Below are 13,066 nucleotides of genomic sequence, written 5' to 3'. Positions count from 1 at the left end.
CGCCTTTGAAATGAAAGAAATACGCGGCACTGTACGGGACGACCGTATATCATTGCGTGCCCGAAGCCAGAAGATGGCCAAAAAAAGGCCCCCGGTCAATCAACCGGGGGCCCTTTCAGCTCAACGTTTTCGTGAAGCTATTCTTTGAAATCGACGTGGCGGTTGTCCTTGACGGTCAACAAACCGATGACGGCGGTCACCGCCGCGATGCCGATGGGATACCATAGCCCGTCATAAATCCCGCCGGTTGCGGCCACGATGGTGAAGGTGATGAAGGGCAGCAACCCGCCAAACCAGCCGTTGCCGAAATGGTAGGGCAAGGACATCGCGCTATAACGGATACGCGCCGGGAACATCTCGACCAAGGCCGCGGCCATCGGGGCGTAAACCATGGTGACCAGGATGACGAGCAGGGTCAGGATGCCGATGCTTTTCGGATAGTCGATGGCGGCGTTATCTGCCTTGGCTGGATATCCCGCCGTCTTCAAGGCGCCGCCGACAGCCTTTGCGAAGTCAGCCTGGGCGGCTTTCAGCGCATCACCGCTCAGGCTCTTGCCTTCGAAGGATGGAACAACCGTCTGGCCAATTCGCACGCTGGCCACCGTCCCGGCCGGCGCCGCTAGATTGCTGTAGCTGATACCGCCCTTGGCCAGATAGGACTTGGCGATGTCGCAGGATTGCAGGAACTTGGCCTTGCCCACCGGATCGAACTGGACGGCGCAGGCCGCCTGATCGGCAACCACCACCACCGGAGAGGCCTTCTGAGCGTGTTCCAGCGCCGGGCTGACCGCGCCGGTCAGCATCTGGAACAACGGGAAATAACCGATCGCGGCCAGGACCAGACCCGCCAGGATAATCGGCTTGCGGCCGATACGGTCGGACAACCAGCCGAAGATGATGAAGAAGGGCGTGCCGATCAACAGGGCCGCACCGATCAGCCAATAGGAGGTCGCCAGTTCGACGTGGAGCATTTTCTGCAGGAAGAACAGGGCATAGAACTGGCCGGTGTACCAGACGACGCCCTGACCCGCCACGAGGCCGAACAGAGCAATCAAGACGATCTTCAGGTTGCTCCATTTCAGAAAGGCTTCGCTGAGTGGTGATTTCGACGTGCGCCCCTCGTCCTTCATAGCTTGGAAGACCGGGCTTTCATTGAGCTTCATGCGAATCCAGATCGATACAAGCAGTAACACGATCGAGAACAGGAACGGCAGACGCCACCCCCAGGCCTTGAAGGCCTCCTCGGACATGTAATGTTGCGTTACGCCAATGGAGACGAGCGCCAGCAAAAGACCAAGGGTCGCTGTGGTTTGAATCCACGCCGTCATCTGGCCACGCTTGTTGTCCGGCGAATGCTCGGCGACATAGGTCGCCGCACCGCCGTATTCGCCGCCCATGGCCAGGCCCTGGACCAGGCGCAGGCCGATCAGGATGATGGGCGCGGCTATACCGATCTGGGCATAGGTCGGCAGGACACCAACCAGGAAGGTGGACAGGCCCATGATGATCATGGTGACCAGGAAGGTGTGCTTGCGGCCGACCTTGTCGCCCATGCCACCAAAGACCATGGCGCCAAACGGACGGACGATGAAGCCGGCAGCCAGGGCCAGCAAGGCGAAGATGAAGGAGGTGGTCGGGTTAATCCCCTTCACTTCAAAAAAGTGCGTGCCCATAATGGCCGCCAGAGTGCCGAAAATATAAAAATCGAACCATTCGAAGATGGTGCCGAGCGATGACGCCCCGATCACCAGCCACATGGATTGCTTTTGCTCACCCGCCTGCGCGTTAGCCATTGATGTCTCTTCCCATATTCGGCGCGAATTTGTCTTCGTCACCGTGCCGCTTTTTGAGCGGTTGCTTTCATTATTGCAAAGTCATGGCACAGGGTTGCCGTCGCGACAATAAAAAACCCTCGTCACGCGTGACGAGGGTTTTTCATCTATCTTTGTGGCCGGCCTGTCCGGCGTTATTGCGCCGTTTTGAAGGCCTCGGCGACTTCACCGGCCTTGGCGTCGAGCAAGACGTTACAGGTCCGCATGCTTTCCAGCATCCGATCGAACGACAGTTCGCCACGTCCGGCCGCCTTTACCTTTGCGCGCATCATCTGCTCGACCTCATCGGCCTTGGCCGCCGAACAATAATGGCCCGGCAGAGCCGCGATACGCCCGGCGGAGAAGATACCCGCGCCGGCGGACAAGGCTTCATAGTTCGCCTTCAGCCAGTCATAGGTCATATCACGCGTTGCCGTAGCGCTCATCAGACCGCCGATAAGGACCAGTTTGTCAGAGTTGCGCAGGCGCGCGTCGCTCAAAGATCCAAGGACCCAAGTCGCCGTTTCCGGTTTGGCGCCGGCAGTAACCGCCCGCAAAGCGGCGGCACGGTCGCCTTCGTCCTTAGCTGTCAGAGCGCGCTCCAGCAGACTCTTGGCCGCAGGCAGGCCGCCTTCATCGACATAGACTGTGTAGGCAAGGCCGCGATAACCTTGGTCAAGCGCATTCAGGTCCCCCCCGATATAGGCCGTCGCAGCGTCACTCAGTTGCTTGCGAACCGTAGCATCACGCGCGTCGTCAGCCATCAGATCGACCAGGCTGTGCCGCAGCTTGGACCGATCCGGGGCGTCGGCGCCATAGATGCCCGCCTTCGGATCGAAACCCAGGGCGGTCAGGCGTGGACCATAAATGCTTCCCATGACACGGCGATAATCGGTTTCGGCCGAAGCCGGCACGATACCGCGTTCGTGGAGGTAAGACAGATTCTCGCCGCCAGCCACGGCGACATTCGAATCCGGGTTGGTGCTGAGCAGACGCGCCGCCTTGATCAGCTCGGCGGCCGGCAGCTTGCCCGCGTAGAACTGGCCCCACAGGCTGTCAACCGTGGCGACCCCTTCGGGCCCAGACAGCTTGTCACCCGTAGCGAGCAACAGATCCCAGTCCTCAACGGCCAGGTTGAAGCGATAATAGCCGGTCCCCCCGGCATTGGGCATGAAGGCGCCGGCCTGATCCTGGCCCAGATTGCCCTGGGGCTCCTTCAGCAGCGCGCAGCCGACATCTTCGCCGCGGCGGATACACAGCGGAATCGTCCAGGTTTGCGGCGTCAGGGTGGTGCCAAGGCGCGCATAGCGTTCCTGACTGGCGACCAGCCAGCCGCCTTGACGGGTAAAGCTGACAACCGGGAAGCCCTGCTGGTCGACGAAGCTCTTCATGGACGCCAGAACGCCAGGATTCTGCGCAGCATCGGCCAAAGCGCCGAAGAAATCTTCCGACGTGGCATTGCCATAGGGATGGCGAGACATGTGCAGACGGACGCCGGCTTTGAAACGCTCATCGCCGAGATAGCCCGCAATCATCGAAATAACCTGGCCACCCTTGCCATAGGTGATCTTATCGAACGCAGAATCGATTTCGCCACTCGTCGTGATAGGTTGATGGATGGGACGCCCGACCTTAAGCGCATCGTCGGTCATGGCTTCGAAGCCTTCCTTGACCGCGCCGACGCCGATATTCAATTCCGGCCGCCATTCGTTGCCGATACGGAAGCCCATCCAGTTGGCGAAACTTTCATTGAGCCAGATGTCATCCCACCAGGCCGGTGTGACATAGTCACCGAACCACTGGTGCGACAATTCATGCGCGACGACCATGCCAAACGCCTGCTTCTGGGTCGTCGGCGCACCGTCCGCCAACAGCAGGATATTGTCGCCATAGATATCGATCCCGGCGTTTTCCATTGCGCCCGGCATGATAGGCGACGCGACCTGATCAAGCTTCGGGAAAGGGAAGGCCTGGCCGAAATAGTTTTCCAGGTGCTCAACAATGGCCGGGGTTTCATCCAGCGCATATTTCAGCTTGTCGGCGTTTGGCTTCGTCGCGACAATACGGATCGGCAGCGGCTGGCTGCGATACTTGTTGGGCGGCACCACGCCTTCGGCGGTGACGAACGGGCCCACGACAAAGGCCATCAGGTAGGTCGGCAGCTTTTCCGTGCTGTAATACAGGTGCTGGAGCAGCTTGTCGGCCTTCACCACGCCGTCCTGCGGCGCATTGGTCAGGGCGACCAGATCGGGATCGGTCGTGATCGACACCCGGAACGGCGTCTTGAAGCCCGGTTCGTCGAACGACGGGAAGGCGGCGCGGGCATCGATGGATTCGAACTGCGACCAGACGTACCATTGGCCATCGACCTGAACGCGGTACAGACCGGCGGCATCGTTGGCGAACGGCGCATCGTAATCGAACACCAAAGCAATATTGCCGGCCGGAACGGCCTTGGCAAAATCGACACGCGCGACGCCCAGATCATCGACCTGGGTGTATTTGGCATTGATCGTCTTGCCATCGACCAGGGCAACAACCTTCGACACCTTCAGGTCGCGGCCATGCAGGTACAAAGACTTGGTCTCCGCCTTTACATTGACGTCAATTTCGACGTGCCCGGAAAAACGCGGCTTGGATGGGATGATGGTCAGGTCCAGCTTATAGGACAAGGGTCGCGCCGCGTCGGACAGCTTGCCCTTGGGCGCATTGGCGTCGGGAACAATGGCGACGGCGGCGGCAGGCGCGGCCTGGACCAGGGCGGGTGTAAGGGCAGTAGAAGCCAGAAGCAGGCCAGCGGCGAGCAGGCCGCATTTCAGGAAAGCAGGGCGCATGATGTGTCCGGGTTGCGCGCAAGGCGGGTTAGGCGACCCGGAAGCCCTTGCGCAGATAATTAAACGAGAAACCAGTTGGCACGGTTAGCACAGCCCCGCAAGCCGGAAACATTACATTTTTGTAAGGTCAAAATCGTGCGATTTCCGCCGCGAATTCCGCAAACAAAAGCGTTTCTGTGAAAAACCGCCCCCCATAAAGCAAGCCTTAAACAAGTTCAGGCACGTATTTTGCCAATGCGCCACCATGGGACCACGTATTGAAAACCGTATTTAGCCGGATGGCAATCGCCACCAGTTTCGTCTGCGCCACTCTAGTCTACGCAGGGCGCGCTCAGGCCGAAGATTTTTTCACCTATGCCAGCGGCAAGCTGCTTCTGACCGGTGGCGTCAGCCAGGTCGAAGGCGCGGCAGGCGGCGGTCTGACACCCTGGGCGGTTATCGGTAGCTACGGTAGCCGTGACCAGACCGGCGCCAATGCCTATTACACCACTATCGGTACGCAGGATTACAAGATCACGTCCTATGGCGCGCTGATCGGCATTCATGATCGCGTCGAGCTGTCCTATGCCCGTCAAGATTTCGACACCCAGCAGGTCGGTGCGGCGCTGGGCCTGGGCGCCGGCTATACCATTTCGCAAGATACCATCGGCGTAAAGGTCAAGCTGACCGGTGATGCCGTCCTGGAGCAGGACAGCTGGTTGCCGCAGATCGCCCTCGGGGCGCAATTCAAATCCAATAAGAACGGCAACCTAGTCAAAGCCCTGGGCGCACGAGATGATCAGTCTACGGACTATTATATTAGTGCGACAAAGCTGTTGCTGGCGCAAGGCGTACTGGTCAACGGCACCTTACGTGCCACTAAGGCCAACCAGTTCGGTATTTTGGGGTATGGCGGGCAGGACAATACCTATCACCTCCAGGCCGAAGGCTCGGTGGCATACCTCGTCAACCGGCATCTGGCGGTCGGTGCAGAATTTCGCACCAAGCCGGACAATCTCGGCGTTGCTAAGGAAGGCGCCGCCGTGGACATCTTCGCGGCTTACGCCCTGAACAAACACCTGTCGCTTACCCTCGCCTATGCCGATCTCGGCAATATCGTCACGCGCCGGCAGTCGGGGCTATACGTCTCCCTGCAAGGCGGCTTCTAAAGGATACGCGCCATCATGAAATCCGTCTCTTTAGGGGTTATGGCCGGGATGCTGCTGTTCTGTTCGGTGCCCGCTTTCGCTCAGACCCATCCTGCGTCGGCACCCAGCGCCGCCACCGCCCCCGTCATTTCGAGCGATGGCAAGCTATATGCCGACTTTGGCGGGCATGACGGTCTGGTCGCACTGATGGACGACTTCATGGTCATCCTGCTGGCCGATCCGCGCACCAAGGACTTCTTCGTCGCCGTAGACCAGACACGTGTCAAGGTGGAACTGGTGTCGCAGTTCTGCCAGATCCTGGGGGGCGGCTGCACCTATACCGGCAAGGACATGAAGACGGTGCACGCCAAGCTCGGTGTTCACCAGGCGGATTTCCTGGCCCTGGTCGAAGACCTCCAGATTGCCATGGACCGGAAACATATTCCGTTCCGGGCGCAAAACCAGCTTCTGGCCGCCCTGGCGCCGCAACACCGCGACGTCGTCACCGAGCCATAGAGCATCATGCCAAAAAGTGGACACCACTTTTTGGAAAAATATGATGCAAAATCAAATATCTAGAGCGAAATAATGATTCGATTTAAAATCATTTTGCTCTAGCCGTCAGCCGAACGGCTTGGCGAGTTTGTCCAGAACCTGATGCGTCCAGGCGGGTAGCACAATATCCGTCCGTGCGGTTGCGATCGACACAGCCAGACAGATTGCCAGGATCAGGCTGATACCACGCCAGATGCCGACCTGGTTACGGCCCACCCACGAATGTTTACGAAAGAAGTCCGGTTCAGCGCCATAGGCCCCGGTTTCCAGCTTGAAAGCCATTTCAAAGCCGTCCTGAAAACGGTCGGCCGGATTCGGCGCCAGGGACTGAAGGATCAGGCTGTCGAGCCAGGCCGGCAGGTCGCTGCGCTTGCTGGTCAACCGCTCCGGACGGTTGAAACGCGGCGTCTGGCCGGTTTCGATCTCTCCGAACGGATAGTCGCCGCCTGTGAACATACGATAAAGCGTCACACCCACCGCGAAGATATCCGATCGTTCGTCGCCAGGCTTGCCTTCGAACAATTCCGGCGCCTTGTAACTTGGCGTGCCGGGCACGAAAAGCGCATCCTTGTCGATGCCGGGAATGCGCGCCACGCCAAGATCGACCAGCTTGAAACCGCCATCGGCCATCAGAATGATATTTTCCGGCTTTACGTCGCGATGGATGATGCCCGCGCGATGCAGCGACCCGAGCGCCTTAGCCAGCTTGGTGCCAATGGCAACTCCTTCTTCCAGCCGCAGCTTCGGCGCGCGATTGATCCGGTGCTCCAGGGTTTCCCCGACATAATAGGGCTGGGCGACATACAGGCAGCTCTGGCGGCCAGGCGCCAGGTCAAGCACCGCACCGATCCACATATGCTGGACCCGCGACGCCACCCAGGCCTCGCGCATGAAGGCTGACCGCGCCGACGTTTCCGACCCGATGGTGTGCGGCTTGGGGAATTTCAGAACAACGTGTGGACTGATGCCGGTGCGGAATTCCCGCTGGTCGCGCGCGCGAAACACACGGCTGTATATGCCGTCGGCCAGTTGTCGTTCCAGCTTGAAGCCGTCGATGGTTTCGCCGACCGATGGCGGCTCGATCATGGGCAGCTTGGCGATGGCGAGATTGAGATCTTCGATGGTGGCCGGCGGCAAATCGATAATGTCGATCACCATAGCCGTGGCGTTGTCGTCGCCGCCGTGCGCTATGGCCGTCGATACTAGCCGCTGCGCCGTTTCATCCGGAGACGCGCGGCCGTCCAGCAGGGTTTGAATCTGCGCCTGGCTAACAAAGCCATGCACGCCGTCCGAGCAAAGCATCAACCGGTCATGCGGCAGGATATCGTGCGCGCCGTAATCGATGCGAATGGCCTCTTCGGCGCCAACAGCCCGGCTGATGAAATTGCTGCCTTCTGCCCCCTCGGGCTTGTGGTCTTGCGTCAGCAGTTCCAGTTGGCCTTCGCGCAGGCGATAGAGGCGCGTATCGCCAACATGAAAGCTGTGCAGTCGCCGTCCCTTGATGACGATGCCGGTAAAGGCGGCGCACATCCCTTTCAGCGCTTCGTTCTTCTGCCCCTCGCGGAACAGCCAGTAATTGATGCTTTCCAAGGCGCGCGCCGCCGTCTTGCGTGGCGACAACAGCTCCGACTGGCCAAGGTAATCGTCGATAAAGGTGCGCACGGACAATTCCGCCGCGACGCGGCCCCCTTTACGTCCGCCCACCCCGTCCGCCATCGCCGCAACCGCGCCATGGTGACGCTGGCCGTCCTCCAGGCACAGGGCGGCAAAGTCCTGGTTTTCGTCGCGCTTGCCGATATCCGTGGCGAAGCCAGTGGCGATATCGAGCCGGGAATTGCTTTGCAGGGTCATGCCCTATGTGTGCATGCGCGAACCCTCTTCGTCCAGAGGTCGAGCGAAGACCGAATAAAATTAGGAAATGAGCGTGTCTTTTTTACAGCCGGTCGAGCGGCAGCACATCGACCCGCGCACCGACCTTTTGCGATGGGGCATTGGCCGGCAATCGGATCAGCACGTCAGCGCGCGCGAACACGCTAACCAGAGACGAATCCTGGTCGTCAAAGGCCGTAACCTGCAACTGCCCTTGGGGTGAACTGCTGAGTTGCGCGCGCAGATAGGCTTCACGTGGTCCTGCAGCCGGCAGAGGCGTCTGGCTGATAGCGGTAATGAAGGCGGGCGCATGCGTCATCCCCAGCGAGGATTCAATCCAGGGCTTGAGAAACAATTGTGCGGTTACAAAGGCAGAGGCCGGATTTCCGGGCAGGCCTAGCACGCGTACACCATTTGTTAGAACGCCGAAACTGGTCGGCTTGCCCGGCCTGACGGACACGCTTTCGAAATCGAGGCTCAGTCCGAGTTTTTGCAGGGCAGGTTTGACGAGGTCGTAATCCCCCACACTGGCCCCGCCGACTGTGACGATCAGGTCGGCATCGGTCTTTTTCAGCGCTTTCTGAATCGCCTTGGCGTCGTCGGCCTGAACGCCGAGATAGCGTGCCTTGCCGCCCCATTGTTTGATCAGCGCGATCAGGGTGTGCGAGGCCGATTCGTATATTTGATCCGCCTTCGGCTTTTTCCCCGGCAGGACCAGTTCATCGCCGGTGCAGAGGACGACGATTTTCGGCCGACGATGGACATCAAGCGTGTCCCGGCCCGCCGCCGCCGCCAGGGACAAACACCACGGATCAAGCCGGACACCCGCTTCGAGTAATATGTCTCCGGCGCGAAAATCCTGTCCGGCGCGGCGGATATGGCCCTGCACGGGATGACGCCCCTCTGGCCCGATATCGATCACGCCATCGCGCTGCGCTACCTGTTCCTGGATGATTATGGCATCGCAATCGGTGGGAATCGGCGCGCCGGTAAAGATGCGAACTGCCTCCCCTATCGCCACGGCGCCGGGATAGGCCCGCCCAGCGGAACTTTCGCCCACAACATTAAGCGTAAGTATTTTCGCCTTCGGCAGAAGCGAGTCCCGCCGGACGGCATAGCCATCCATGGCGGACGCATTGAATGGCGGCTGATCCCGCGTGGCAGCGATGTCGGACGCCAGAACGCGTCCCGGGCCTTTCGCCAGGACGACCGTTTCCACGACAGGCGTCAAGGCCCCCGCACGCACCCGGTTTATGGCGTCATCAACCGCTATGTTCTTCATGTTTCGGTCAGCCGCGGCATGAGCTCGACCATGTTGCAGGGACCATGCCGGCTGTCGAGTTGCCAGCGAATGACCTTGTCCCAGCCATCCTTGACCGCGCCGTTCGAGCCCGGCAGGCAAAAGATGAAAATGCCATCGATAATACCGGCAAGCGCCCGCGATTGCAGGGTGGATAGGCCGACCGTCTGGTAGCTGAGCATGTGGAAAAGGGTTGAAAACCCTTCGATCCGTTTGTTCAGCAGGGGTTCGATGGCCTCTGGCGTCACATCGCGGCCCGTTATGCCCGTCCCGCCCGTGGTGATGATGGCGTCGGCCCGGCCTGATCCCACCCACGCCATGACCTTGGCGCGAATGGCCTCGATATCATCCCGCACAAGGCCTCGTTCGGCCACGACATGGCCGGCGGCCTCGATCCGGCGCGCCAGCACATCACCCGACGTGTCGCTGTCTTCGTCCCGCGTATCGGAAATGGTCAGTACGGCGATGCCGACCGCTTTGAACGGCCGGTCATTGTGGATACGGCCGCCACCTAAAAATGCTTTATCGGTCTCGCTGATGTCGGTCATGGCGGTCTCCTCTACCACCGGTTTAGGCCGCCCCCGTCATGACCTCAAGCAAAAACACCTTCCTGGGCGAGTAGACGCGTGTAGGCCCCTTCGATCGCGGCGATGACCGTGCGATTATTGGCCAGGTCTTCCGGAAAGACTGAGCGCAGCGCCAGGAACAATCCTACGTCGGATACCACATCCTTACAGGTCAAACCGATAGCGATCAGGTCCGTTGCCAAGGGATCTGTTATGGCTTCCGCCTTGACCGCCTTGAGACGGACAAAGCGCATCCAGGCCGCCAGCGGAAGCGCCAAACGCGTGATGTCATGCCCGCGCTCCAGCGCCTCTGACAAGGAACTGAGGATACGTATCGGCAGCTTCTGCGACCCGTCCCACGCAATCTGGGACAGCTTGTGGACTATGGCCGGATTGCGGAAACGTGTCAGGATATCTTCGCTATAGGCCACCAGATCGAGACCTTTCGGCGCCTCCAGAAGCGGTACGACATCCTCGATCATCAGGGCGCGGACGGTCTGCGCCAATTCGGCATCATCCATCGCCTGGGAGACGCTGTCATAACCCTTGTGCAAACCGGCATAGGCTAAGGTGGAGTGCGGACCATTGAGCAGACGCAGCTTCGCACGCTCATAGGCCGGCACATTGTCGGTCAGAATGACGCCGACACGTGTCCAGTCCGGACCACCCTCATGGAGGTGATCTTCGATGACCCATTGCGTAAAGGCTTCGCGCTGGATCGGCCACGCGTCTTCCAGGCCTGTCACATCGGCGACTCGGGCGCGCAAGGCATCGTCCGTAGCCGGCGTAATGGAGTCCACCATCGTGCAGGGGCACGCCAGACCGGCGTCGATCCAGTCAGCCAGGCCGGCGTCGAACCGCGCGGCGAAGGCTACGACAGCCGCCTTGAGGCGATGACCGTTTTTCGGCAGATTGTCACAGGGAATGAGAACGAACGGTTTCAGTCCAGCCTGTTTGCGGCGGCGCAACCCTTCGGCAACGTAGCCGATAAACGATTTTGGCGTTTGCGGATTGGCGAGGTCATGAACAATGTCCGCGTGCTGAAAATCGAGCGTGAAATCAGGCCCCAGGCAGTAGCCTTTTTCCGTCACGGTCGATGTCACTATGCCAACCGACGGGCGCGTGAGGCGCTCAAACACGGCTTCGACATCTTCCGGCCCCACCAGCACTTCGCGGATGGCGCCGATCACCCGATAACTGATCTCCGCGTCAAGAATGGCCAGGGTGTAAAGGCCATCCTGCGGCGTCAGGGCATCGCGAACACCAGTCGAATGGAGCGACACGCCGCAAATCCCCCACCGCGGATCCGCGGCGGCCAAGGCGTCGAAATAGGCGGCCTGGTGAGCGCGGTGAAAAGCGCCGGGGCCGAAATGGACCACACCGATGTCGAGCGCGGAAGGATCGTAGGCAGGCTTTGTGGCACGGGTCGCGGGCACTGTGGCGAGAGACAAACGCATTAGAGGGTCACCCCATTTTTCCAGATGGCGATTTCGCGCTCATCGTTCTTTTCATTACAGGCCGGCTGTCCGGACGCGGTTTTCAGGATCAGGTCCATCAGCTTATCGGCGGTCTGACCAATGGTCAGACCTTCCAAAACTTGTCCAGCATTAAAATCGATCCAATGGGGCTTTTTCTCGGCAAGGGCTGTGTTGGAGGCGATCTTGAGCGTCGGTGCCGGAAAGCCCAGCGGCGTACCCCGGCCTGTCGTGAACAGGACGATGACCGCGCCCGCCGCCGTCAAGGCCGTCGACGACACCGCGTCGTTGCCGGGCGCCTCTAACAACGACAAACCAGCTTCGCGCGCCCGCTCGCCATAGCGCAGGACCGAATTCAGAGGGCTATGCCCGCCCTTCTGCACCGCGCCGAGAGATTTTTCTTCCAGGGTCGTAATGCCGCCCGCCTTGTTACCCGGCGACGGATTCTCAAAAACCGGCTGATTGTGGGCAAGGAAGTAGTTTTTGAAGTCGTTTACGACGTCGACGACCTGACGAAACACCTGCTCGTCCTTGGCACGCGCCATCAATTGGCGTTCGGCACCGAAGATTTCCGGAATTTCCGTCATGATGGCCATGCCGCCGGCGAAGGCGACTCGGTCGGCGACCAGGCCGACCAGGGGGTTGGCCGTCAGGCCCGAAAAGCCGTCCGATCCACCGCATTTGACGCCGATGGCCAGATCCCGGACCGAGCAGGTTTCGCGTTGATCCCGTTCGATTGCACTGACCAGGGCTTCCAAGGCTTCCAGGCCGGCCTCGTGTTCGTCTTCGACCATCTGGGCCGCGAAATATTTCAAGCGGTCAGCCGGCCGGTCGATCTCCTTGATCAAGGCAGACAACTGGTTGTTTTCACAGCCCAACCCGACGATCAGCACGCCGCCAGCATTGGGATGCATGGCCAAGCCGGCCAGCAGTTTGCGGGTGTGATCGAGATCGTCACCCAGTTGCGAACACCCGAGCGGATGGGTCAGGGCGTAGACGCCGTCGACCCGACCCTTGAAGCGTTCCGAGGCGATACGCGCCAGGCGTTCGGAGGTCTTAGCCACGCAGCCGACGGTGCACAGAATCCATATTTCGTTACGGATGCCGACCCCGCCCCAACTGCGCCGATAGCCCTGAAACGTCGCCTCTGTCAGCGCGGGCACGGCTGCCGGGGCATCCGGCTGGTAGCTATAATCTTCGACACCGCTAAGCGCCGTGACCAGGTTATGGGCATGAACATGTTCGCCGACGTCGATGTCGCGCGAGGCCTTGCCGATGGCGAAACCAAGTTTCAGAACCGTCTCACCTTCCGCCATATCCTTGACGGCGATCTTGTGCCCCTTGGGGACATCGTCTCGCAAGGTGACCGCATAGCCATCACCGGTGATCTCCGCCCCGGCTGGCAGGTCGTTCAGCGCGACCGCAACGGAATCGCGCGGACTGACGCGCAACCATTGCAGCGGCGCGGCTCCATTCAACCCCGTACCCCCGGCCTGATCGTCTGGCATAAAACTCTTCCATCAAAAAGA

9 protein-coding genes are annotated in these 13,066 nt (G+C 60.1%); 2 read left to right on the top strand and 7 right to left on the bottom strand.

All coding sequences use genetic code 11. The features are described 5' to 3' along the window. Nucleotides 1-137 precede the first annotated feature (137 nt). Both AEAC466_RS24570 and AEAC466_RS24565 read right to left on the bottom strand, forming a co-directional pair. Complete coding sequence (locus AEAC466_RS24570) at nucleotides 138-1,793, bottom strand: MFS transporter (RefSeq protein WP_023456355.1); 1,656 nt, start codon at nucleotides 1,791-1,793, stop codon at nucleotides 138-140. A gap of 173 nt (nucleotides 1,794-1,966) precedes the next feature. Beyond that, complete coding sequence (locus tag AEAC466_RS24565) at nucleotides 1,967-4,645, bottom strand: M1 family metallopeptidase (protein WP_023456354.1); 2,679 nt, start codon at nucleotides 4,643-4,645, stop codon at nucleotides 1,967-1,969. Nucleotides 4,646-4,902: 257 nt separating this feature from the next. Here AEAC466_RS24565 and AEAC466_RS24560 point away from each other — a divergent pair, with 257 nt between their 5' ends. Then, a complete protein-coding gene (locus AEAC466_RS24560; RefSeq protein WP_031238036.1) occupies nucleotides 4,903-5,793 on the top strand; it encodes a DUF3034 family protein in 891 nt (296 codons plus the stop codon). 15 nt (nucleotides 5,794-5,808) lie between these two features. Then, on the top strand, nucleotides 5,809-6,288 hold the full coding sequence (locus AEAC466_RS24555) for a group I truncated hemoglobin (protein WP_023456352.1): 480 nt from the start codon (nucleotides 5,809-5,811) through the stop codon (nucleotides 6,286-6,288). A gap of 105 nt (nucleotides 6,289-6,393) precedes the next feature. Here AEAC466_RS24555 and AEAC466_RS24550 read toward each other — a convergent pair whose 3' ends face one another. The 5 genes from AEAC466_RS24550 to AEAC466_RS24530 form a co-directional block, all read right to left on the bottom strand. Next, nucleotides 6,394-8,178, bottom strand: a complete 1,785-nt coding sequence (locus AEAC466_RS24550) for a bifunctional protein-serine/threonine kinase/phosphatase (RefSeq protein WP_023456351.1) — start codon at nucleotides 8,176-8,178, stop codon at nucleotides 6,394-6,396. A gap of 82 nt (nucleotides 8,179-8,260) precedes the next feature. Beyond that, nucleotides 8,261-9,478, bottom strand: coding sequence for a molybdopterin molybdotransferase MoeA (locus AEAC466_RS24545; protein WP_023456350.1), 1,218 nt, complete (start codon nucleotides 9,476-9,478; stop codon nucleotides 8,261-8,263). Continuing rightward, nucleotides 9,475-10,044 (bottom strand): molybdenum cofactor biosynthesis protein B, encoded by a 570-nt coding sequence (gene moaB, locus AEAC466_RS24540; protein WP_023456349.1) that lies wholly within the window; start codon nucleotides 10,042-10,044, stop codon nucleotides 9,475-9,477. The genes AEAC466_RS24545 and moaB overlap by 4 nt, the downstream gene beginning before the upstream one ends. 44 nt (nucleotides 10,045-10,088) lie before the next feature. Beyond that, on the bottom strand, nucleotides 10,089-11,519 hold the full coding sequence (locus AEAC466_RS24535; protein WP_023456348.1) for a mannitol dehydrogenase family protein: 1,431 nt from the start codon (nucleotides 11,517-11,519) through the stop codon (nucleotides 10,089-10,091). After that, nucleotides 11,519-13,045, bottom strand: a complete 1,527-nt coding sequence (locus tag AEAC466_RS24530; protein WP_023456347.1) for a UxaA family hydrolase — start codon at nucleotides 13,043-13,045, stop codon at nucleotides 11,519-11,521. The genes AEAC466_RS24535 and AEAC466_RS24530 overlap by 1 nt, the downstream gene beginning before the upstream one ends. Between the last annotated feature and the right edge of the window lie 21 nt (nucleotides 13,046-13,066).

Source organism: Asticcacaulis sp. AC466, assembly GCF_000495815.1.
Taxonomy (GTDB): Bacteria; Pseudomonadota; Alphaproteobacteria; order Caulobacterales; family Caulobacteraceae; genus Asticcacaulis.
This window is presented reverse-complemented; position numbering and strand designations above follow the sequence as displayed.

Bases quoted from the DNA above. Each gene is read 5' to 3' on its own strand.
- AEAC466_RS24570 (WP_023456355.1), bottom strand. From the start codon at position 1,793: ATGGCTAACGCGCAGGCGGGTGAGCAAAAGCAATCCATGTGGCTGGTG.
- AEAC466_RS24565 (WP_023456354.1), bottom strand. From the start codon at position 4,645: ATGCGCCCTGCTTTCCTGAAATGCGGCCTGCTCGCCGCTGGCCTGCTT.
- AEAC466_RS24555 (WP_023456352.1), top strand. From the start codon at position 5,809: ATGAAATCCGTCTCTTTAGGGGTTATGGCCGGGATGCTGCTGTTCTGT.
- AEAC466_RS24550 (WP_023456351.1), bottom strand. From the start codon at position 8,178: ATGACCCTGCAAAGCAATTCCCGGCTCGATATCGCCACTGGCTTCGCC.
- AEAC466_RS24545 (WP_023456350.1), bottom strand. From the start codon at position 9,478: ATGAAGAACATAGCGGTTGATGACGCCATAAACCGGGTGCGTGCGGGG.
- moaB (WP_023456349.1), bottom strand. From the start codon at position 10,044: ATGACCGACATCAGCGAGACCGATAAAGCATTTTTAGGTGGCGGCCGT.
- AEAC466_RS24535 (WP_023456348.1), bottom strand. From the start codon at position 11,519: ATGCGTTTGTCTCTCGCCACAGTGCCCGCGACCCGTGCCACAAAGCCT.
- AEAC466_RS24530 (WP_023456347.1), bottom strand. From the start codon at position 13,045: ATGCCAGACGATCAGGCCGGGGGTACGGGGTTGAATGGAGCCGCGCCG.